The sequence below is a fragment of the Prosthecobacter fluviatilis genome (assembly GCF_042655725.1).
Taxonomy (GTDB): Bacteria; Verrucomicrobiota; Verrucomicrobiia; order Verrucomicrobiales; family Verrucomicrobiaceae; genus Prosthecobacter; species Prosthecobacter fluviatilis.
On record NZ_JBHSMQ010000010.1, the window covers coordinates 44,910 to 65,644 of the forward strand.

Genomic DNA, 20,735 nt, shown 5'->3' on the forward strand with positions numbered 1-20,735 from the left:
GATCCTTTTCACCCGTTTTTGCGAGGCTTGATCGGTAGTCTGCTCCGTCTGGGTTTGGGATCATTCAGCCAGTTCAGGATTTTGGCGAGCAACTCTGACGCACAATCATTGGTTAAGTCTGAACGCCGGACATATTCCGGCAAGGACAAGCCCCAATGGCTGCCGTAGAAGTCAGAGCATACGATGGTCAGATACTCGTCAGGAAAGAGCTTTCCCGAATTCATGGCAGCCGTCAGGATTTCGTCAGCCAAGGAAAAGCATTTCTTTATTTCTACCACGTTTTCCTCGTGGTTCATGTATGCGCCACCCAACGAAAGGCCCAAAAACAAACGTAACGGGCCGAAGACCAGATAGTACGCTAGGAAGTAGGAGTTGAATCCATATCCGACATGGGCCAGCACGGCGTAGGGTGGTGGTGAATGATAACTCTCATCCACATACTTTTCGATGTTGTATGGCGACATCTTTACCTCACGCGTGGAAAAGAGCCATCGGCCCTGTTCCTCCAGTTTGCAGGCAAGCTCTTCGGGAATCTGCGGAAACGCCAGATCTGCATTCAGGAGAGTGGAACGTGCTTTTTCCAGGCCGGTCATGGGTGCGCCATTTGTCAGGCTTGTCGGCTCGTCTCGGGTTTGAGGGCCCGACGATTTAAACGCTTCAGAAGAAGCAGCCGACTCATGCATGGAAATATTGTGGATGGAAAAAGGGGGGCGACAAGCGATTCGTGGAGAAATCCGATTGGGGTTGCCGGCTGACGGCTTCCCGGGCCGCTTGTTGAAACATCAGTGCTGCCGCCTTCGTAAGCTCGCCTGATGATTTCCCCTCACGACAGCCAGCTCCGCGACCAGACCCGCCGCCACTTCTTCAGCCAGTGCGGCATGGGCATCGGCTCCGTGGCCTTGGCCTCCCTGATGGCGGAGCGCGGCCTGCATGCCGCCAGCGCCGCCGCGGCCCCCGGCCCGGGCGTCATGAAAAAAGGAGACGTCATCCCCCGCGCCAAGAACGTCATCTATCTCTTCATGGCCGGCGGTCCTTCGCAGCTGGAGCTCTTCGACTACAAGCCCAGGCTCGTCGAACTCAACGGCCAGCCCATCCCGCAGAGCTACATCGAGGGCAAGCGCTTTGCCTTCATGGGCACCAGCAACGGCTTCAAGCTCCTCGGCACCCGCCGCAGCTTTCAGCAGCATGGCCAGAGCGGCGCCTGGGTCAGCGACATGCTGCCCTACATGCAGGGCGTTGTGGATGACATCAGCATCGTCACCACCTGCAAAACCGAGCTCTTCAATCACGCCCCGGCCAAGCTTTTCATGAACACCGGCAGCGGCCAGTTCGGGCGCCCCTCCATGGGCTCCTGGGTCACCTACGGCATCGGCAGCGAATCCAGCGATCTCCCCGGCTTTGTCGTTCTCCAAAGCGGCCCCCGCGGTCCCCGTGGCGGCTCCGTGCTCTGGGGCAGCGGTTTCCTCCCCACCACCTACCAGGGTGTGCCACTTCGTGGTACCGGCGAGCCCATCCTGAACCTCTCCACGCCCGCCGCCTACAGCCCCGCCAGCCAGCGCCGTGTCATCGACACCGCACGCGAGCTGAACCTCTCCCGCCTCGTCGAAACCGGCGACGACGAAATCCAGACCCGCATCAACGCCTACGAGATGGCCTGGCGCATGCAGAGCAGCGCCCCGGAGCTGATCGACCTCAAGGGCGAATCCAAGGCCACCCTCGATCTCTACGGCGTCGATCCCACCCAGCCCTCCTTCGCGCGCAACTGCCTCCTCGCCCGCCGCCTCGTCGAGCGCGGCACCCGCTTCGTGCAGCTCTACCACACCAGCTGGGACAACCACGGCGGCAAAGGCGAGACGCTGGAAGACGATTTCCCCAAGGTCGTCAAAGACGTCGATCAGGCCTGCGCAGCCCTCATCCGCGATCTCAAATCACGCGGCCTGCTCGAAGAGACCCTCGTCATCTGGGGCGGCGAATTTGGCCGCACCCCCATGGGCGAAAACCGCGACAAGACCGGCCGCAACCACCACATCGACGCCTTCACCATGTGGTTCGCCGGCGGCGGCGTAAAAGCCGGCCAGACCCTCGGCAAGACCGACGAGCTCGGCTTCGGCGTCGCTGAAGATCCCGCCCATGTGCACGATCTGCACGCCACCATCCTGCATCTCCTCGGCCTCGAGCACGAAAAGCTCACCTTCAAATTCCAAGGCCGCGACTTCCGCCTCACCGACGTCCACGGCAAAGTCCTGCACAAGCTGCTGGCATAAAATGGCGGGCACAAAGCCCTCTAAAAACAGCCTTCCTTCAAATCCCGCAGCGCACCCCCCAGATGCGCCGTGACATCGCTCGCACCCACCGACTCCATGGCCGCGAGCTCCTGGCTCACAAACCTCTCCGCAGCCCGACCGCACAGCCATGCTCCCAGCCCCGCCGCCAGGTGCAGACTCAAACGCTGTGCGGCAAAAGCGGCGCACACACCCGTCAAAACATCCCCCATGCCACCGCTCGCCATCCCAGGATGCCCAGTGGTGTTAAACATCGTCGCCTGCCCCTGCGTGGCGATCACCGTCCTCGTCCCCTTGAGCAGCAGCGTACGCCCCGGCGCTGATTCTGTGAGCGATTCCACGAGCCTGCGCCGGCTCATGCCATGCCAACCGGGGAAATTCCGCAGCAGCCGGTCCATTTCGCCCGGGTGCGGAGTCATCAGCCGCGGCAGCTTGCCCGTGGCATCCATCACCTCCGGGTGCTGTGCCAGCATCGTCAGCGCATCCGCATCCACGACGGTGGGCGCCTTCGCTTTCTTCAGCACCTCGACGATTTCCTTCTCATGCTCAAAGCCCAGCCCGGGACCAATGGCCAGCGCATCAAAGCGCATGTCCAGGACATCCCGATAGTCGTCGATCATTTTCACCATCACCTCCGCCGGCATGCGCGGCGCGAGCAGCGGATACACCTTCTCAGGCACCAGCAGCGTGACCAGCCCCGCCCCTGCGCGGATGGCGCCACGGCACGCCAGCTCTGCCGCTCCTAAAAATCCAGGAGATCCCGCCAGGATGCCAATGCGTCCCGCATCCCCCTTGTGCATGTCATTGGCACGTCGCGGCAGCCGGGAGCGCAGCAGTTGCGGCGTCAGCACTTCGGCCTGCGCATCGCCATCCGTCTGTGCCAGATCAGGCAGCGGCACCAGCGCGATGCGTCCCACGTAATGATCAGCGCCATCCTCCACCAGGCCCGCTTTCATTTGCGCCACCACGGCGGTCACATCCGCCTCCACCGCATCCTCGCAGGCATCGCCATGGTCGCCATCGAGCCCCGAGGGAATGTCCATCGCAATCGTCACCGCATGCCGCTGCGTCCGCAGCAGGTTCATCTCGCGTGCCAGCACCTGCAGCTCCGGCTTCATCGGCCCCTGGGCACCGATGCCGAGCAGCCCATCCAGGCTCACGATGGGCCCCGCTGGGAAGTCATGCGCGCAGGCATCCTTCAAAAGGTGTACGAGACTGCCCAGCGTCGCCAGGTGCTGGCGCGGCAGGGCCTTCATTGCGGCGGGTTCACCGCTCAGCCTTGCATACAGCCGCCACCCATCAGCCACCAGTTCACGCGCAGCGACCAGCGCATCCCCTGCATTGTTGCCTTTGCCTAGAAACAGCACCAGCGATCCCGCACGCGGCGCAAACTGGCGCACCACCTTCGCGATGCCGCGCCCGGCCTCCTCCATCAGTGCCGCCGCACTCACGCCGCGTGCAAACGCGGCCTCCTCGCATTGCTGCATCTGGCGGCAGGTCACGGTCATGGGATTTCCGCCGCGTCCAGCAGCATGAGTTTGAGTTGATGGGCAGACTGCACGGTGTCCTGGGGCGTTTTCGTCGCAGGCAGAGACAGCACACGCGTGCCTTTCGCCGTCGTGTCCAGGGCTTTGGAGACGGCCTCGATGCCCGCGACTTCGGGCCCCCCGAGCACCATCAGGTGCATCAGGCGTTCGCCGTCTTTCTGCAGCACTTCCCTCAGTTCCTTCAGCGCCGCCGGAGTGTCTGGAATGAAGGCAAAGCGCAGGGTGCGCACCACCTTTTCTCCGGTGATTTCATGCGCCACTGACAAGGCCTCGGCGATGGCCTGCGTGGTGCTTTCCATCTGGGCCGGCTGGCCGCCGTACAGCGTCAGCACCATCACCACTTCCAGCGGGCGCTTGGTGCCCGTCAGTTCCGCGTCGACGATCGACTGCTCGTTGCCAAACCTTTTGCGTCGCACCGAGTAGCCCATGTTCTCAGCTCCCATGGTGGATTCAAGATACCCGGGAATGCTCAGGTCACGGTCTGTCTTGGCCAGAGCCGTGCGCACGATGTCCGCATGCCGCTCGATCCCCTCCGGGCTGATCTGCCGCCGCAGCGCCAGCGCATACTTGAAGGAGCGGTCCGCCGCCTGGTCCTTCTTCCACTGCCAGATGCCAAAGGAGGCGATCCCCAGCAGAATCGTGCCGACGGGCAGCATCACGAGCGCGAAACGAATCCAGCGTCCAGAATCAGCGGGTGTGGGTTGGGCTTCAGTCATGGTCCGTCATTCCATAGCAAGATTCCGCTTCATGCCACGCAGAATCCGCGAAGTGATGCAGGCACTCCTGCCTGCAATTCTGGCCTCCTGCGTCTCCGCATGGGGGCAGGCGCCCCGCCTCACTCCAAATTTGCCAGCAGTTCGGCCACCGTCACCTTTTGCCCCGGCAGCACCAGCTCAGGCCGGATGTCCGCCAGCGGCTCCAGCACAAAGCGCCGCAGGTGCATGCGCGGGTGCGGCAGCGTCAGCACCGGGTCATCGCTCACCACATCATCCGCATACAGCAGATCCAGATCCAGCGTGCGCGGCGAGTTCCGCTCCCGCTGCTCCGGCCTTCCCAGCGCCTGCTCGATGGCCTTGAGGTGCTCATGCAGTTCCTCCGGCGTGCATTCCGCCGCCACTTCAATGACGGTATTCAAAAACGCCTGCGTCCCCGGCGCACAATCCACCGGCTCCGTTTCATACACCCGCGCACTCGCATTGAGTCTGATGCCCGGCACACGTGCCATCAGCAGCTCAACACCACGCTGCATGTTCTCAGCGCGATCACCCAGATTGGAGCCAAGAGCGATGCCGAATTTCATTGGAAAATGTATTTTGGGGTGGTTGTCAGCCGCACAGGATCTGTTCGGAACCGCTTGATCATAGTGAAAAGGGAAAAGGTCGCAGGAGCATTATTCGACAGAGCGTGGCGAAGTGGATACGGTGCGCACGGCGATGACAGTGTGACCGGAGGCAAGGGTGTCGGCGATGAACTTTAAAAAGCCGCCGGCGGGCCGACAGGGTATGACATCGAAGGGGATGAGATTGTTTTCGAAACGGACGAGGTTCTTTGCGTGCGCATCGAAGACACCGAGGTTGTCTTCTGCTCGGTAATAGCCGCAGGCGGTGACTTTTTCAAAACCCTGCGCTGTGAACCAGTCATCGATCTCCGCGAGGGTGACGGGCACGATGTCGAACCGCGGCTGGGAGGTGACGATGGCGAGGTCGTCCCCCTGATCGAGAACCCCCTCCAGGCGGTTGAGCCCTGCGACGAGTTCGTTTTGCAAATGCAGCCGCTCCAGATACTCGACAGGCGAGGCTTCCCAGAGATGAAATCGTCGCGCCTCCATGTCGGAGGAGACCAATGCGAGGTCGATGCCCGGGGACAAACCGAAGATGCCGTCACGGGTGACTTTGAAATAACGATCCGTGTCGAAGTCGTGATAAAGGTCGTGCTCCATGCCGCCGCGCACGACTTGCGCAGGCAGGTCACTGGAACTCAGCAGCAGACCCAGACTTCCCGCCCATTCACGAAGGTCTTCCTTCTGCCGGGCGAGCGAGGGCGGCCCATGTGAGCCTCCATCTGCCGATAGGCTTCCTCGGAGGTGAGTGAGCGCCGCGACGATAAGATCCTCGCCATCTGCTCTTGAGTGAGCAGCGGCTTCACAGGCGGCTGGCTGGCTTGAATCTGGGACATCGTCAGGCATGCGGAAAGTAAGCGAAGACGTCACCGGGCGAAAGGGAAGAGTTGAGGGGCGTTTGCAGCGACCGCCTACCACCGCAAACTCTTACTTCAGTCCCAGCACATCCTGCATGTCATACAGCCCCGCAGGTTTCCCCGCCAGCCATTGGGCGGCACGGACAGAGCCCGTGGCAAAGGTGTCACGGCTGCTGGCTTTGTGAGTGAGTTCCACGCGCTCGCCCACATTGGCAAAGATTACCGTGTGATCGCCCACGACATCGCCGCCGCGGATCGCATGCACACCGATCTCCTTCGGCGTGCGCGCTCCCACATCGCCAAAGCGGCCATGCTTGCAGTCCTTGTCATACTCCAGGCCACGCACATCCGCCAGGATCTCCACCAGCGTGCGTGCCGTGCCGCTCGGGGAATCCTTCTTCATGCGGTGATGCATCTCCACGACTTCGAGATCGAAGTCCGGGCCGAGCAGTTCCGTGGCTTTGCGCGTCAGCCAGAACAGGGTGTTCACGCCGACGCTGTAATTCGAGGCGAACACGATCGGCAGGGCCTTGGACGCTTCGCGAATGTGGGCCAGTTCCTCGTTGGTGTGTCCGGTGGTGCCGATCACGAGGCTCTTCCCCTGCTTGAGGCATTCGCCCAGCAGTTCATCGCAGAAAGTGTGGGAAGAAAAATCGATCACGATGTCCGCTTTCGCGAGCGCCGGGGACAAGGCGTCGCCCACGTCAACGGTGGATGCGACAGTGACGTTTTGAGCCTCGGCGGCACGGATGATGGCCTGGCCCATGCGGCCTTTGCTGCCGGTGATGAGGAGTTTGATGTCAGACATGATGAGCCGGGTTGATAAACGGGGCACCGTCATTTTGCAAGAGGCGGCTGAACGCTGTGCAGCGGGTCGTTCAGCAGGATTTCGTCAAAGCTGGCGTTGGGAGAGCGGTCTGCTGGCGGCCAGAACTGGCCGCTGCGGATGCGCCGCACCGCCTCGGCGGCACACTGATTCGCAGCCTCGATCATTTCTGCGTCAAACCCCTCCCACGGCAGAATGGCCGTGTCCTGAATGCTCTTGGGCAGGGCAAAGTAGGCCACGCTGCTGATGGGCTGTCCTCGCTGCTGCATCGCGGCCGCGTACAGCGGCAGTTGCAGATCCAGCCACATCCCACGTCTCCCCTCAGGCAGGTCAAAGCACTTCCACTCCTCCGCCTCGGTCAGCTTCGTGCGGGCCGTGATCACCTTGACATGTGCCTCCTGCGGCGTGCGCGGTTTGTCGGAGCTTTTGAAATCGACAATGCGCAGCCTGCCGTCCACATGGCGCTCGATCCGGTCAATCCGGCCCCTCAGGCGGGCCTCCGCAATCACAAAGGGAGATTCCTCCGCCTCGTCTCCGATCTGCAGCTCCGCCTCCACGCACTGCCAGCCTTCCTGCCGGTTCCTGGCCTCGATCTCCGCCGCCTTCTTCAGGCGTTGCAAAATGCTTTCCATCTGCAGGGTGATCAGCGGTGCAGGCCTTTGTCCGTAAATCTTCCGCACCTCGTCGCGCGCGGCTGTTTCCAGGCAGTCGGCTATTTGCGCGGGATGGGTGCAGTCACGCATCCCTGCTTCCGTGCTGAGGCGGTGAAACGCGTGATGAATCAGGTTGCCAAACTCGGCGGCATCCAGCTCCCGTTTGTTGGTCTCAACCGCTCTCATGCCTTTCGTGCAGCTCAGGTAGTAGCGGAACGGACAGCTCAGGTACTCGCGCAGGCGGGAGGGGGAGATGGTCTCCAGCGGCTTCGCGCTCCAGTCCGGCTGCAGCTTCCAGGCCAGCGTGCGTGGTGGCTCGGCTGCGGCCTCCTGATCTTCATCCTTGGGGAAGAGATGGGCCACACGCTCCGGCAGCGCCCGGTCTTCGCACAGAAACAGCAGCCGCGACGGGCGCAGGGCGTCGCCGTTTTCGCTCCACTGGCCGCAGAGCAGCTGCAGGCACCCTCGGTTGCCCCGGCGCTGTTGCACCAGCGCAGTCAGGATGAACGCATCACGCGCAAAGCGGGTTTCCTGACAAGGGAGCCCAAGCATCCTGCGCAGGCTGTCCGGCAGGAACGGATGACTGATGAAGATGCCCGGCACATGTTCTTCATTCAGACCGGTCACGATCAGGTTCGGCGCTCTCTCCCAGAGCAGCTCCAGCCAGCCCTGCAGCACCAGGTCAATGTCTCCGCGGGGCTCGGACAGGCGGCTTTGGGCCAGGCATTCCAGCGAAAGCCCAAACATGTCCTCAGCCTCCGGCTTCAGGCCAAATCGCCGCGCCTCTTGTTCGAGTTCTTCCGTGATGCGCAGCCACTCCGTGGCCAGCTCCGTCCGTTCTCGGTCACCTGGCGCTTCGGGATTGAATGGGAGATCTCCCAGCAGTTTTAAGATCAGGCCTCGTGCCGCCTTGGCCGGGGACACACCTCGCAGGGAATCAAGCAGTGCCAGCGTGTTTTGGATGGCTGGCTTCAGGGCGGGCCGGTTTTCGAGCGGCAGTTCCATCGCATGCGCCAGAGTCACGGGCAGGTGCTCGCTGGCAAAGTCATCAGCCTCTCGCAGCAGCTGGTTCGTGTTCGCGTTGTCGGGGATCACCGCCTTGCGAAATTCTTCAACGCGCAGCAGTGAGGCAAAGGCTCGCCACGCACCCGTGCCCAGCAGCACGCGGAAGCAGTCAAGCACGTGCCACATGCCCTCTCGCTGCACCGGAATGCCGCCGGGCTCAAAGCTGCGCGCACCTTCCAGCGTGAGTTTTTCCAGCAGCAGGCTGCCCACTTCCGCATCGCAGACCCCCAGCGCGGTCCGGCCCGTGGGCACCAGCTCGCGCATGAGGTTCAGCGTCTGCGCCGCCTGCACGGCCGGATCTCGCGCCACATGGATCTGGTTGTCAATCACGGGCAGAATGCAGCCGGCCTCTTCACCCCAATGCTCCGGCAGCGGCCGCCCGCAGGCATCAAAACTGTGCGCCATCGCCTCCGGCGCCTGAATGGCGATGATGGCCTGAACGCCCCGCTTGGCGCAGCCGGCGATCCACGCATCCAGCAATGGCGGCAGGTCCGGCGAGGCCAGCACAACAACACGCCTCACCCCCTCCGGCACTACGGGGTCATGGGCATGGCGGCGCTTGAGCATCTGCGCATCCGCCACCCCCGCCTGCGCCAGCTCTTCAAAGTACACCTGCTCGATCTTTGCCAGATCCTGCCAGCGCGCGGCGTCTCTCTGCGCCGCAGGATGCTCAGCCGTGGCGGCAAAGGTCAGGCCCCCCGTGCCCAGCAGCATTTTGAGCTCTGCCATCATGCGTGCAGTCTCCGCCTGCCAGCCCCATCCTGAAGACGTCGGTGCCTTGGGAAAAAGTGCCGTGAGTGAATCAGCCGGGACTCGCTCAAGCGCGCGCTGCCACGCCATCTGCGACTGCACCGCTGTCGCTGCTTCAAATCGGCGCGTTTGTGGCAGCAGCGCCTGCTCCGGCAGCCACAGATGCGGCACCACGGCCGCTGTCCCTGCCTGGTTCGCTGCTTGTGCCAGCGCCTCCCGCAGCCGGCGTCCGGCTTCACCGTTCGGCACCAGCAGCAGCGTGCTGCTGAGATCCAGCGCACGCGCCTTGTCCCAGTCGCGGCACAGCAGTGCCACGGCCTGATCCAGCACCGGGGCCTCCCAGCCCCAGAACAGCCGCCGGACCTCCGCACTCATGAGTGTTCCAGCTTCTTGAGGATTTCGTTCACAATCTCCTCGGGCGTCTGATCGATCGAAACACGGATGATGTCAGGCGTCGGGTCCAGCGTGGCCAGCTGGCTGTCCAGCAGCGTGGGCGGCATGAAATGCCCTTTGCGACCCGCCAGCCGGGTGGCGATCAGTTCCTTCGTGCCGTCCAGCAGCACAAAGCGCAGCGTCTCCGGGTGGTCATGCGCGCGCAGCTTGTCTCGATACACAGGCTTCAGCGCCGAGCAGGCCTGCACGTAAACCGGCGTCAGGTGGCGCATGTCCTCGATGCGTTGCCTCAGCGTCGCATACCAGGGCCAGCGGTCCTCGTCATTGAGCGGCGTGCCCGCAGACATCTTCGCCTTGTTGGCGGCCGGGTGAAAGTCGTCGCCATCCTCAAAGACGCCTTCGAGCCTGGCTGCCAGCAGGCTGCCGACGACGGACTTGCCGCTGCCGGAGACGCCCATGATGATGATGGTTTTTAGATCGGGGGGAAGCATGATGGAAGGTGTTTTTTGTGACGCTTGACCGTGGCGCATGCCACGCTGAGGGTGCGGGCCGAACCCATGAAATATCTGACCCTGACTGCTCTTCTGGTGCTCGGCACCGCATTTGCCTCCGCTGAGGACAAGCCTGCCGCACCGAAGCCGCAGGCTGCCAAAGAGTTCGTTCTCTTCAACGGCAAATCCCTCGACGACTGGGAAGCAGTCGACGTCGGTGGCAGCGGTGAGGTGGAACTGGAGGGCGGCCTCATGATTATCAATCAGGGGGAAAACGTGAGCGGTGCCATTTACAAGAAAGCCGCGGCTCTGCCAACGACCAACTACGAGATCACACTCGAGGCCAAGCGCATGCAGGGCGTCGATTTTTTCGTCGGTCTCACTTTCCCCGTCGGGGATCTCAAGCACTGCGCCACCCTCATCTGCGGCGGCTGGGGCGGCAGTGTCACCGGCATCTCCTGTATCGACGGCATGGACGCCTCCGACAACAACACCTCCACCTACCAGCGCTACAAGGATGACGAGTGGTATGCCATCAAGCTGCGCGTCACCCCGAAAAACCTCAGCGTCTGGCTCGGCGACAAGCAGATCATCGACGAAGACATCGAAGGCAAAAAAATCAGCATTCGTCCCGGCCCCATCGAAAGCTACCTCCCGCTCTCGCTGACGACCTTCAACACCATGGCCGCAATCCGCAACGTCAGGCTCACACCCATCGCTGAGAAAAAGTGATGGCGTCCGGCAGTGTTCTCCGCTCTCTCGCGCTCGCCACCTGCGGCTTGCTGGCTTCCTGCCACTCGCAGCTCCGTGTGGAAACGCCGCGCACGGAAACCGCCCTGTCCGCGCGTGAAAAACGCCGCCTGGCCTCATCGCTGGATCGTTTGGTCGCCGGCTGGGATGGCATGCATCACGGGTCTTCCTCCAAGCGCCGCCAGGCACAGGACCAGTATGATCAGGCCCTCGCCAGTTTTTTGCGTGAGTGGGACGGTCATCAGAGCCCGCGCTACTGGCAGAGCGGCACCGTTTTCACCTCCGCAGCCCAGTCCTTCCAGGTCGACTTTGACCCCAGGGCCAATGCTCGCCGCGAAGTCCCGCCCGCGCACATGGATCAGATCATCCTTGCTTCACGGAAGAAAACCCATGCTGACGACACCCTCGCCGAGCGCGCTGGCGTAGGGGTGCCGGTTGTCGGCCACGTGCTCCGCACCCTCGATGCCCGCAAGGAGCATCCCTTCATGCCGCCAAACGGCGGGAACCTCACCCTCACCGCCGTCATGGAGGTGGAGGATGACGATGCCGACCCCGTCACTCCTCGCCGCTGCCGGCTGCATTTGCACAATGCCCTCAATGTCGAGACCGTGAAAATCCGCCAGGATGAGCGCCTGCTGGCTGCAAACTTCACCGCCGCCAAAGACCGTGCGCTCTCCAAGAAAACCATGCGCCTGTTTTCATGGCTCGGCCTGCTCTATCCCGAGCGCACCCTCGGGGACTGCCAGCTTTACCGCATGGACTCGTATGATCCGCAGCGCATCCCTGTGGTCTTCGTGCATGGCCTCATGTCAGACCCCCACATCTGGCTGAACACCGTCAACGCCATCAGTTCAGATCCCGAGCTGCGGAAGAAATATCAGCCCTGGTACTTCCTCTACCCCACCGGCATGAGCGTGCCGCAGACCTCCGAGCGCCTCCGCGCCTCACTGCGGCAGGCCTGCGAATACTACGACCCAGATCACAATGATCCGGGCATGAACCGCATGATCCTCGTCGGCCACAGCATGGGCGGGCTCCTCAGCCGCATGCAGGCCATCGATCCCAAGGACAGGCTCTGGAACTCCATCTTCACCAAGCCCCCGGAAAAGCTCAATGTCTCCGCCTCGGACCGCGAGCGCCTCGTCAGCAATCTCAAGTTCAAGCCTCAGCCGGAGGTGAAGCGCCTGGTGTTTATCACCACGCCGCAGCGCGGCAGCAACATCGCTGGCATGGGCATCGTGCGCCGCCTCGCCTCGTTCATCCGCCTCCCCGTGGACACCCTGCTTTTGTCCCAGCAATTGATGAACGGCAACACGGACGCTCTCTCGCCTCAGATTCGTGACTGGGGCTTCTTTGCCTTTCTCAGCATCGGCACGCTCTACAATGAGCACCCTTTCTATGACGGGCTCAATTCCGTGCCCATTCCGGTGCCTTATCATTCCATCATAGGACGCATCGGGCACAAACCTCTGGCCGAAAGCACCGATGGCGCGGTCCCTTACTGGAGTTCTCACCTCGAAGGCGCAAAGTCGGAAAAAATCGTCCCCTGCTGGCATGGCTGCGTGGAGCGCCCTGAGGTCGTGAAGGAAGTCACCCGAATTTTGCACGAGCATCTGCAAGAAAGCGGGCTCAGCAGGCCCTGAGGCCCCGGCCGCCAGCGGGATGGGCCTCGCACATTTTTTGGGCCGGTCATCACATTCCAGTCGGCATGCCCGCATGGAACCACCTCCGAATCACGTTCATGTCATTCCAACCCATGAAATTTTTGCTCCTTTCCGGCCTTCTGGCCGCTGCCACTCTGGCCCATGCCAATGAGCTGCCGTTCACCCAGGTTCCCTCTGAGTTCTCAGGCCGCCTCCATCCGGGAAAATCCCCCCTCGTTTTCAAAGATGGCAGCCAGGTAAAACAGGCGGCAGACTGGCCCCGGCGGCGTGCCGAGATCCTCGCAGACTGGCATGCCATCATGGGCGCATGGCCTGCAGTCATCGAGCATCCAAAGATCGAAGTCCTCGAGACCGCCCAGAGGGAAGGGGGCGTCACCCAGAGAAAAGTGCGCGTCGAAATCGCGCCCGGCCAGACCGGCGATGGCTACCTGCTGCTCCCCGCCAGGGCAGGAAAGCAGCCGGCCGTCTTCGTGCCCTACTACGATCCCGAAACCAGCGCCGGCCTCAGCACCAAGCCGCTCCGCGACTTCGCCTGGCAGCTGGCACGCCGTGGCTTCGTCACCCTCTCGATCGGCTCCCCCGGCGGCGACGCACGCAAGCCCGTGCTCAGTGAGGCTGCCAAGTGCCAGCCGCTTTCCTACCTCGGTTACATCAGCGCCAACATGTATCAGGCACTCGCCTCACTGCCGGAGGTCGATGCCGCCCGCATCGGCATCGTCGGCCACTCCTACGGCGGCAAGTGGTCCCTTTTCGGCTCCTGCCTCTGGGAAAAATATGCCTGCGCCGTCTGGAGCGACCCCGGCATCGTCTTCGATGAAACACGCCAGAGCATCAATTATCAGGAGCCCTGGTACCTCGGCCTGGACCCCGCCGTCACCCGCAAGCCCGGTCTGGTCAGCGCCGAAAGCCCCCGCACCGGCGCCTACAAAACCCTCATCGAGAAAGGGCACGACCTCCAGGAGCTGCATGCCTTGATGGCTCCGCGTCCCTTCCTTGTCTCCGGGGGGGCTGAAGACCCGCCCAAGCGCTGGCTCGCGCTCAATCACGCCATTGCGGTCAATCAGCTCCTCGGCGCCACCAGCCGTGTGGCCATGACCAACCGTGAAAAGCACGACCCCAATGAGGAGTCCAACGAGCAAATCTACCGCTTTTTCGAATACTGGCTCAAACCCTGAGCCATCATGTCCCAGGCTGATCCCCAGAGTTTTGTGATTTGGGGCAAACGCGGCACTTGACGGGGGGGCGCTGTGTCCACGAAGGTACACACTCTCCACCTGGACCATTTTTGTCGCGATCATGCCCGAAAACTCTTTTTCAGCTGCCACTGCCGATTCTGTCATCCAAGCCGCTTACGAGGCGGTGGAGGTTCAGCGTGAAGCAGTGAAAGAATTCCCCGGCAAGGCCCCCGGCCTGGTCCGTGCACTCCAGGCCTTGGGAGATGCCCAGCGCGACGCCGGGGACAACGCCGCCGCAGAGTCCTCCTACCGTGAGGCCCTGGAGGCCGGGAAAGATCTGGAACTGCCCGCAGATGTGATGGCCAATGTGCGCACCAGCCTCGCCACACTCCTCGATTTCACCGGCCGCGAGGCCGAATCCCTCTCCTACTATGAAGAGGCCATCAGCAATCACGAAGCCCTCGGCGGGGACAACCTCGAAGTCGCGGCCCAGCTTCGCAACAATCTGGCCATGACCTACAAGTGCATGGACAAATTTGCCCTCGCAGAGCAGCACTACCTCCGGGCGCTGGAGACTTTGGAAAACAAGCGCGGCCGCTCCTCGGAGTCCGTGGCCTGTGTGTTCAACAACCTGGGCAGCCTCTACTATGCCGCCGGCTTTCCAGACCAGGCAAAGGAAATGTTCGAGGACGGGCTTCAGATCCGCATCGAGGTCCTCGGGGAAAACCACCGGGACGTGGCCCAGTCTCTCTGCAATCTCGCCACCGCCTGCCATGAACTGAGGGACAATTCAGCCGCTCAGCAGCATTTTGAAAAAAGCCTGGGCATTTTGGAGCAGCAGCTGCCTTACGAGGCACGCAGCTACGAGACGATCGGCACTGACTACATCGCCATGCTAGAGATCATAGGCGAAGATGCCAAGGCAGATGCCTTGAAGCGGCGCATGGAAAAGCTCCTGTCCGCAGTTTGATGCACCGTGGCGTTTGCCAAACGCATAGTCCGCATGAAAGATGGGGCTAGAAATGATTTCGCCCGCACCTCTGCAAGAAAAGACCTGGACCGGCACCGCTGTGTCCGATGGGGTGGCTCATGCAGTGGTCCATGTGCTTAAGGATCACTTCGATGAGCCGGACGAAGACAGCATCGAGCCCGGCACCGAGGCCCAGCAAATGGAGCGCCTCCACGCCGCCCTCGCCGTCACTTCCAAGGAGATCGAGGAACTCCAGCGCGTCATGGCCGGAGAGCACGGCAGCGCCGAGAGCGAAATCTTCGAGACCCATCTGCTCATCCTCCAGGATTCCACGATTCTAAAGCAGACCGAAAAAATCGTGCGCGAGCAGCAGGTCTGCGTGGACTGGGCCTACTACAAGCTCATGTGCAAGCACATGGACGCCCTCCGCGGGCTTTCAGACACCTACCTCCGGGAGCGCTTTCTCGACGTGAAAGACGTCACTCAGCGTGTCATGCGCCACCTCCGCGGAGAGCTGCTTGACCACCCCATGTTTGACGAGCCCGTGATCGTCGTCGCGCATGACCTCACCCCCTCGGACACCGTCCAGCTGGACCGCAGCAAAGTGCTCGGCTTCGCCTTGGAGACCGGCAGCGCCGTCTCCCACGCCGCCATCATCGCCCGCTCGCTGGCGCTGCCGGCGGTGGTGCGGCTCCATGGCATCTGCGACGATCTTCACAGCGGCGACACCGTCCTGCTCGATGGTGAAGGCGGCTTGCTCATTCAAAACCCGAACGCTGAAACCCTCGCCCGCTATCGCCTGCGGGAGGAGCAGGCTGAACGGCGGGAGGATGTCTTCCAAGTCGAGCGCCACAAGCCGTCCCTCACACGCTGCGGCACCGCCATCTGCGTCGGCGCCAATGCCGAGTTCATTGAGGAAATGAAGATCGTGGAGGACAGCGGGGCCGAGGAGGTCGGGCTTTTCCGCACGGAATTCCTCCACCTGGAAAATCCAGACGCCACTGAAGACCAGCTCGCCGCCGCTTACAGCAAGGTGGTGAAGTCCCAGGCTCCCAAGCGTGTGGTCTTCCGCACCTTGGATCTCGGCGGGGACAAGGTCGATGAGCGTCTTGCGGTCGAGCCCGAGCCCAACCCCTTTCTGGGCTGGCGCGGCATCCGCCTTTCACTCGGCAGGCAGGATCTCTTCAAACGTCAGTTGCGCGCCCTCCTGCGTGCGGCCGTGCATGGCCGCGTCGGCATCATGTTCCCCATGGTCTCCGGAGTTCAGGAAGTCCTGGAGGCCAAGGCCGTGCTCAACGACTGCGCCGATGAACTCACCGCTGAAGGCGTGGACGTGCCGGATGAGATCGAGATCGGCGCCATGATCGAGATTCCCAGCGCCGCCCTCTCCGCCGACTTGATCGCCGCAGAAGTGGACTTCCTCAGCCTGGGCACCAATGACCTCATTCAGTACACCATTGCCGTGGACCGGCTCAATGACCGTGTCGCCAAGCTCTACCAGCCCACCCATCCGGCTGTGCTGCGGCTCATTGCCATGTCGGTCAAGGCGGCCCGCACCGCGGGGATCCGTGTTGGCATGTGCGGTGAAATGGCGTCCGATTTGACCCTCACTCCCTTGATGATCGGTCTCGGGCTCAATGAGCTCAGCGTGGCCACCACTCAGATCGCGCGCCTGAAACACGCCGTCCGTCGTCTCAACGTGCAGGAATGCGAAGCCCTGGCTAACGCTGTCCTCACATGCACCAGCCCGGCCGAGATACGATCTCTCAGCCGGGCTGTCGCGGATCGGAACTACCCCGAGTTGTTCGAGTAGCCCTTGGTTCGGTAAGGGAGGTTCAGGCTGCCATCTTGGCCTTGCCCTTGCGCACCGGCTTGGCCGTTTTCGGGGCCATCGTCGGGCGGAAAGCGTCTCCAAAGAGGTACTGGCGCGCACTGTCCACCTGGCCCACGACCCGGCGGTGCCATTTGGTGTATTCCTTGCCCAGGCGTTCCTCGGCATCTTCCAGCTGAAGCGCGCTGTCCAGGCTCAGGTGCTCGTTGCTCAGTTCTGCCTGGAAGGTGATTTCCGGAATGTGCAGTTCCACGGCTTCAAACATGTCCATCACCCGCGCTGCATAGCTCGTGTCCCAGACCTTGTCGTCCTCGTCATAGCAGCTCGTCACCAGGTGGGCTATCAGGTATTCCGCATTGTCAGAGAAGACCTCGGCCGCATCAATGACCGAGTCAAAGCTCTCGCGGTCCACCGTCACTGGCAGCACCACAGACAGGGCCACACCCGCGGCCTGGAGGATCTGATCCATTTCGCAGCCTTGATAAAATTTGTTGAAGAACTCACCCAGGCCGGTACTCACATCCAGAATCGTCAGCGGCGAGGCATCCACATGCGCCAGGAACGACCGTGGCGTCAGTGAGCTGGCATCGAGTGCCGTCACATCTGCCGCACACACCGCTTCATCTTCGGTCAGAGTGAGCAGCTGATGAGACACTCCATACTGCTGAAGGTAGCGGTGAAAGCAGAGCGCCAAAGTGCTCTTACCAGTGCCAGGATAGTCGTTTTGGATGAGGATGAGCTTCTTCATAATGGTTTGTTAAATTACATGATAATTATGCAATTTATAAAATATATTGCAAGGATAAATATTTCATATGGCCATAATTTTAATAAAATAGGGCTATCATTAGATCTTGGAATTGAGCCCCACAAGGAGGCGGAAAGGCTTTGCCGCACGTTTGAAACCCGCCTCTCTGACCCAGCCTTTTTCCTGCGGCATGCCCCATCAGGCCGGTTTTTGCAGGCGCGGTCACCGCTTCGCCTCGGTGCGATTGGGCAAAAGGGATGAAAACCGGTCCAATTCAGCTCCAAGCCGCCCTTGCGTAGCGGAAAGGAGGCTCTAATATCATCGCCGCAACACCTCCTACCCCGTGGTGTAATGGTAACACAGGAGATTTTGATTCTCTCGTTCAAGGTTCGAGTCCTTGCGGGGTAACCACTTTGGGCGGCACAGCCCCAAACCGCATCAGTGCTCTACGCCTTCGGCGTCATCCACACGGTTCACCGGCGTCCCCGCGCGCTGTATGGCATTTCACCTGGCAGCGGTCTTGGCTGCGCCGTTGGCAAAGGTCTCATCCGTCAGCGTTTTGAGAAATGCCACCAGGTCGGCCTTCTCCTGCGTCGTCAGCTGGAGGCCGTTCTCCGGGTGTTTCGCGAGGTTCGGGTCCAGCGTTGCGGTGAGCTTCACACCGCTGCTGTAGTGTTCCACCACCTCCTCCAGCGTGGCAAACCGGCCGTCATGCATGTACGGCGCTGTGCGGGCCACATTGCGCAGGCTGGGTGTTTTGAATTTGCCCCGGTCGGCGGCCTGCTTCGTCACACCCATCCGGCCGTGGTCATCCTCCGCCAGTTCCAGGCCGTTGTTGGCAAACGGCTGGCTGGCAAACAGCGTCCCCCCATGACAGTGAAAACAGTCGGCCCCGCGTAGCCCGCGGCTAGGATCAAACTCCGTCACAAAGAGCCTCAGCCCCCGCTTCTCGCTCTCCGTCAGTTCCGCCACCTTGCGCACCGCACGGTCAAAGCGCGACTCCTGCGAGACCAGCGTCAGTAGAAACTGCTCCAGCGCTTTCGCCAGGCGCTCGCTCGTGATGTCCGCGCTGCCAAACGCTCCGGCAAAGGCCTGCCTGTACCCGGCGTCCGCCTGCAGCTTGCCGATCACGCTTGGCAGCGTCTCGTTCATTTCATGCGCATCCTGGATCGGCATCAGCACCTGTTCTCGCAGGGTGGCGGCGCGGCCGTCCCAGAAAAAAGCCGGCTGCCAGGCCAGGTTAAACAGCGGCATCGCATTGCGCGTGCCTTGCTGCTGCTGCGCCCCGGGGCTGAAGCGTCGTGCATCCGCAAACGCATGCCCCTGCTCATGGCATGACGCGCACGATTGGGTGCCGTTGACCGACAGCCTCGTTTCATGAAACAGCCGCCGGCCCAGTGCCACGCCTTCCTCCGTCAGCGGGTTGTCTGCAGGCAGCTGTACCTGGGGAAAGCGCTGCGTCATCGCCGGTGTCAGGGCGTGCGTGCCAGAGGGCAGGGGGGCGGGCTGCGTCGCAAATGCCGGGGTCTGGTAAACGTCATAGTCCAGGCTCCGCACTCGGAATGCCTGCTCGACGTTGGCTTTCAGCTTCATCGCCAGCGCATCGCCCGGGCGTGAGTGGGTCGACGAGCCGTCTTTGGCAAAATCGACGCCCGCCAGCATCTTTGCCGCATCGAGCTCCAGCTTCAGGGTCAGCGGACGCCCGCCGTGAAACACCACCGGCAGTTCCACCTTCATCAGCTGCGGGGCATTGGCGAGGTGATATGAAAAACCGCTCTCCTTGCCCTCCTTCAAAAAACGCCCTTCGAGAGCCATGAAAATGTAGCCTCCTTGCCAGCCCCAGTGCAGCCCGTTGACCTGGGGATTCAGCGCATGATCCGCCGCATATCGATTCGGATCAGACTGGTTGGTCGCCTCATCCAGCCCGATGCGGAAGCTTATCGCCTTGTACTCCCCCGCCGGCAGACCCTTGATCTTCGCCTTGAGTCGCCCACCGGCCACACTGAGGTAGGAAAACCAGTCCTTGGACTCCAGCCAGGTGCCGTCCTTTTTTTGCAGAGCCACCCCTGAGAGCAGGCAGTCCAGTCTCGTGATCCGGGCCGCATCCATCTCTCTCAGGGGTTCATCCAGCCGCAGCGCCCGACTTTGGGCCACAGGCTCAATCTCTAGCTGCAGGTCCTGCCCTGAGGCCGGTGGCAGGCCCGTCCAGGCAAGCAAACACACCGCCAGCCATGCCCAAGACCCTCGCGGCTTTTCCATAGCCTGGACGCTTGATGAAATGCGGCACATAAATGACAAACCTTGGGTCCCTCTGGGTACAGATCCCGCGCTGGCACTGGATTCACAAGTCAGGTGTTTGTAAATGGGCGCGCACCATGGAGGCATGGCTGAGCCTCGCACGACAAGCCGGCCTGTGTGTGTCTTGAGGCCGGCGACATTCCGTCTCCTTCAGCCCAGAGGCGCCACCAGTTCTCCCAGGCCTCAGGCAGGCATGGAGCAGGACCTCAATACACCACCCTTAGCCGATCCGGCGCCTGCGCAGCGTCCACGCGATGCCGCAGCTCGCGATCAGCAAGGCTCCGCCAGGTTCGGGAACAGGTGTGAAACCACCGATCACAAGTCCGTCCTGCCAGTTGTTCACATCGGCTTCAGGATAGAGGGTGTTGACCGTAAAATAGTAGTGCTGTGCGGTATAGGTGTCGAAGAAACCCAGCGAATCTTTGGAGGACACGTCACTCAGAATGCTTTGGAAAATGGACGAGCGTGCGTCCCCCACTGGAGTGCCCAGGCCGGCGTAGTAATCCAGGTAATCTGCCATGCTCGTGAAGTCGTACTTTGTCGGCTTGCCTTCGGTCTGGCCCAGGAAATCCAGCACGGCATACATCGCGTTGTAAAAGGTGTCGTTGTTGCCGAAATTGTTGTAGTCACCGCTTTGCTCAAGGAAGCGTCCCGAGGCACCGGCAAGCGTGTTCCACGGCAGGAAGGTGTCGAGCACATACTCCATCACCGCGACCTGCTTCGTCACGATGGGGGCATAGAAAAACGGGTCGGACTGGTAGATGCTGTTCCGCTCGGTGTTTTGCACCGTCCAGCCATCATGCAGCGAGTAAGTCTCCGCCGTGATCGTCTGGTTGCTCAGGGCAGGGGTGCCGGGCTCAATGCACAACCACCAGTAGAGCTGGCCACCGATGTCATATTGGCCAATCGAGTCGCCGTTGTTGTTCAGTCCGGTCACGCTGATAGTGGCAGCCCCGGCAGTGACGGTGCAGGCCGCAAAGATCAGTGTTACAAAGATCAGTGTTACTAGGCGTCGAAACATCATGGCTGTCTAAAATTTATAACAATGCCCCGGTAAATCTAGGTTTAATTTGTGAATTTTATAAAATACAAAAAC

17 protein-coding genes and 1 tRNA gene are annotated in these 20,735 nt (G+C 61.6%); 7 read left to right on the plus strand and 11 right to left on the minus strand.

The annotated features are described in order from the left end of the window. Nucleotides 1-8: 8 nt before the first annotated feature. Nucleotides 9-593: a hypothetical protein gene (locus ACFQDI_RS21075; protein ID WP_377170616.1), complete on the minus strand. Its 585-nt coding sequence runs from the start codon at nucleotides 591-593 to the stop codon at nucleotides 9-11. A gap of 219 nt (nucleotides 594-812) precedes the next feature. Here ACFQDI_RS21075 and ACFQDI_RS21080 point away from each other — a divergent pair, with 219 nt between their 5' ends. Next, nucleotides 813-2,264, plus strand: a complete 1,452-nt coding sequence (locus ACFQDI_RS21080; RefSeq protein WP_377170618.1) for a DUF1501 domain-containing protein — start codon at nucleotides 813-815, stop codon at nucleotides 2,262-2,264. Nucleotides 2,265-2,284: 20 nt separating this feature from the next. Here the strand turns inward: ACFQDI_RS21080 and ACFQDI_RS21085 are convergent, their stop codons facing one another. The 7 genes from ACFQDI_RS21085 to ACFQDI_RS21115 form a co-directional block, all read right to left on the minus strand. Next, nucleotides 2,285-3,790: an NAD(P)H-hydrate dehydratase gene (locus ACFQDI_RS21085; RefSeq protein WP_377170620.1), complete on the minus strand. Its 1,506-nt coding sequence runs from the start codon at nucleotides 3,788-3,790 to the stop codon at nucleotides 2,285-2,287. Beyond that, nucleotides 3,787-4,545: a hypothetical protein gene (locus ACFQDI_RS21090; RefSeq protein ID WP_377170622.1), complete on the minus strand. Its 759-nt coding sequence runs from the start codon at nucleotides 4,543-4,545 to the stop codon at nucleotides 3,787-3,789. The genes ACFQDI_RS21085 and ACFQDI_RS21090 overlap by 4 nt, the downstream gene beginning before the upstream one ends. Before the next feature lie 119 nt (nucleotides 4,546-4,664). Further along, the gene (gene folK, locus ACFQDI_RS21095; RefSeq protein WP_377170624.1) at nucleotides 4,665-5,129 is read right to left on the minus strand and encodes a 2-amino-4-hydroxy-6-hydroxymethyldihydropteridine diphosphokinase; all 465 of its coding nucleotides are present in this window, start codon (nucleotides 5,127-5,129) and stop codon (nucleotides 4,665-4,667) included. Between the two features lie 90 nt (nucleotides 5,130-5,219). Next, nucleotides 5,220-6,014 (minus strand): putative polyvalent protein kinase domain-containing protein, encoded by a 795-nt coding sequence (locus tag ACFQDI_RS21100; RefSeq protein WP_377170626.1) that lies wholly within the window; start codon nucleotides 6,012-6,014, stop codon nucleotides 5,220-5,222. A gap of 81 nt (nucleotides 6,015-6,095) precedes the next feature. Next, a complete protein-coding gene (dapB, locus tag ACFQDI_RS21105) occupies nucleotides 6,096-6,833 on the minus strand; it encodes a 4-hydroxy-tetrahydrodipicolinate reductase (protein WP_377170628.1) in 738 nt (245 codons plus the stop codon). A 29-nt stretch (nucleotides 6,834-6,862) separates the two neighbouring features. Continuing rightward, a complete protein-coding gene (locus ACFQDI_RS21110) occupies nucleotides 6,863-9,694 on the minus strand; it encodes a PD-(D/E)XK nuclease family protein (RefSeq protein ID WP_377170630.1) in 2,832 nt (943 codons plus the stop codon). After that, complete coding sequence (locus tag ACFQDI_RS21115) at nucleotides 9,691-10,203, minus strand: gluconokinase (RefSeq protein WP_377170632.1); 513 nt, start codon at nucleotides 10,201-10,203, stop codon at nucleotides 9,691-9,693. The genes ACFQDI_RS21110 and ACFQDI_RS21115 overlap by 4 nt, the downstream gene beginning before the upstream one ends. Nucleotides 10,204-10,269: 66 nt before the next feature. Between ACFQDI_RS21115 and ACFQDI_RS21120 the strand changes: the two genes are divergently transcribed. The 5 genes from ACFQDI_RS21120 (at nucleotide 10,270) to ptsP (ending at nucleotide 16,575) form a co-directional block, all read left to right on the plus strand. Next, nucleotides 10,270-10,935, plus strand: coding sequence for a 3-keto-disaccharide hydrolase (locus ACFQDI_RS21120; protein ID WP_377170634.1), 666 nt, complete (start codon nucleotides 10,270-10,272; stop codon nucleotides 10,933-10,935). After that, the gene (locus ACFQDI_RS21125; protein ID WP_377170636.1) at nucleotides 10,935-12,596 is read left to right on the plus strand and encodes an esterase/lipase family protein; all 1,662 of its coding nucleotides are present in this window, start codon (nucleotides 10,935-10,937) and stop codon (nucleotides 12,594-12,596) included. The genes ACFQDI_RS21120 and ACFQDI_RS21125 overlap by 1 nt, the downstream gene beginning before the upstream one ends. A 113-nt stretch (nucleotides 12,597-12,709) precedes the next feature. After that, a complete protein-coding gene (locus tag ACFQDI_RS21130; RefSeq protein WP_377170638.1) occupies nucleotides 12,710-13,792 on the plus strand; it encodes a sialidase in 1,083 nt (360 codons plus the stop codon). A 121-nt stretch (nucleotides 13,793-13,913) separates the two neighbouring features. After that, nucleotides 13,914-14,762: a tetratricopeptide repeat protein gene (locus tag ACFQDI_RS21135; RefSeq protein WP_377170640.1), complete on the plus strand. Its 849-nt coding sequence runs from the start codon at nucleotides 13,914-13,916 to the stop codon at nucleotides 14,760-14,762. A 52-nt stretch (nucleotides 14,763-14,814) separates the two neighbouring features. Next, on the plus strand, nucleotides 14,815-16,575 hold the full coding sequence (gene ptsP / locus ACFQDI_RS21140; RefSeq protein WP_377170642.1) for a phosphoenolpyruvate--protein phosphotransferase: 1,761 nt from the start codon (nucleotides 14,815-14,817) through the stop codon (nucleotides 16,573-16,575). A 22-nt stretch (nucleotides 16,576-16,597) separates the two neighbouring features. Here ptsP and ACFQDI_RS21145 read toward each other — a convergent pair whose 3' ends face one another. Next, nucleotides 16,598-17,341 (minus strand): hypothetical protein, encoded by a 744-nt coding sequence (locus ACFQDI_RS21145; protein WP_377170644.1) that lies wholly within the window; start codon nucleotides 17,339-17,341, stop codon nucleotides 16,598-16,600. Between the two features lie 337 nt (nucleotides 17,342-17,678). Here ACFQDI_RS21145 and ACFQDI_RS21150 point away from each other — a divergent pair. Continuing rightward, nucleotides 17,679-17,752, plus strand: a tRNA-Gln gene (locus ACFQDI_RS21150). A gap of 93 nt (nucleotides 17,753-17,845) precedes the next feature. Here the strand turns inward: ACFQDI_RS21150 and ACFQDI_RS21155 are convergent. Both ACFQDI_RS21155 and ACFQDI_RS21160 read right to left on the minus strand, forming a co-directional pair. Beyond that, complete coding sequence (locus tag ACFQDI_RS21155) at nucleotides 17,846-19,600, minus strand: MbnP family protein (RefSeq protein ID WP_377170646.1); 1,755 nt, start codon at nucleotides 19,598-19,600, stop codon at nucleotides 17,846-17,848. A 259-nt stretch (nucleotides 19,601-19,859) separates the two neighbouring features. Continuing rightward, the gene (locus tag ACFQDI_RS21160) at nucleotides 19,860-20,663 is read right to left on the minus strand and encodes a hypothetical protein (RefSeq protein ID WP_377170648.1); all 804 of its coding nucleotides are present in this window, start codon (nucleotides 20,661-20,663) and stop codon (nucleotides 19,860-19,862) included. Between the last annotated feature and the right edge of the window lie 72 nt (nucleotides 20,664-20,735).

Bases quoted from the DNA above. Each gene is read 5' to 3' on its own strand.
- ACFQDI_RS21135 (WP_377170640.1), top strand. From the start codon at position 13,914: ATGCCCGAAAACTCTTTTTCAGCTGCCACTGCCGATTCTGTCATCCAA.
- ACFQDI_RS21130 (WP_377170638.1), top strand. From the start codon at position 12,710: ATGAAATTTTTGCTCCTTTCCGGCCTTCTGGCCGCTGCCACTCTGGCC.
- ACFQDI_RS21100 (WP_377170626.1), bottom strand. From the start codon at position 6,014: ATGCCTGACGATGTCCCAGATTCAAGCCAGCCAGCCGCCTGTGAAGCC.
- ACFQDI_RS21145 (WP_377170644.1), bottom strand. From the start codon at position 17,341: ATGAAGAAGCTCATCCTCATCCAAAACGACTATCCTGGCACTGGTAAG.
- dapB (WP_377170628.1), bottom strand. From the start codon at position 6,833: ATGTCTGACATCAAACTCCTCATCACCGGCAGCAAAGGCCGCATGGGC.
- ACFQDI_RS21090 (WP_377170622.1), bottom strand. From the start codon at position 4,545: ATGACTGAAGCCCAACCCACACCCGCTGATTCTGGACGCTGGATTCGT.
- ACFQDI_RS21125 (WP_377170636.1), top strand. From the start codon at position 10,935: ATGGCGTCCGGCAGTGTTCTCCGCTCTCTCGCGCTCGCCACCTGCGGC.
- ptsP (WP_377170642.1), top strand. From the start codon at position 14,815: ATGATTTCGCCCGCACCTCTGCAAGAAAAGACCTGGACCGGCACCGCT.
- ACFQDI_RS21080 (WP_377170618.1), top strand. From the start codon at position 813: ATGATTTCCCCTCACGACAGCCAGCTCCGCGACCAGACCCGCCGCCAC.
- ACFQDI_RS21155 (WP_377170646.1), bottom strand. From the start codon at position 19,600: ATGGAAAAGCCGCGAGGGTCTTGGGCATGGCTGGCGGTGTGTTTGCTT.
- ACFQDI_RS21085 (WP_377170620.1), bottom strand. From the start codon at position 3,790: ATGACCGTGACCTGCCGCCAGATGCAGCAATGCGAGGAGGCCGCGTTT.
- ACFQDI_RS21115 (WP_377170632.1), bottom strand. From the start codon at position 10,203: ATGCTTCCCCCCGATCTAAAAACCATCATCATCATGGGCGTCTCCGGC.
- folK (WP_377170624.1), bottom strand. From the start codon at position 5,129: ATGAAATTCGGCATCGCTCTTGGCTCCAATCTGGGTGATCGCGCTGAG.
- ACFQDI_RS21120 (WP_377170634.1), top strand. From the start codon at position 10,270: ATGAAATATCTGACCCTGACTGCTCTTCTGGTGCTCGGCACCGCATTT.
- ACFQDI_RS21110 (WP_377170630.1), bottom strand. From the start codon at position 9,694: ATGAGTGCGGAGGTCCGGCGGCTGTTCTGGGGCTGGGAGGCCCCGGTG.
- ACFQDI_RS21160 (WP_377170648.1), bottom strand. From the start codon at position 20,663: ATGATGTTTCGACGCCTAGTAACACTGATCTTTGTAACACTGATCTTT.
- ACFQDI_RS21075 (WP_377170616.1), bottom strand. From the start codon at position 593: ATGACCGGCCTGGAAAAAGCACGTTCCACTCTCCTGAATGCAGATCTG.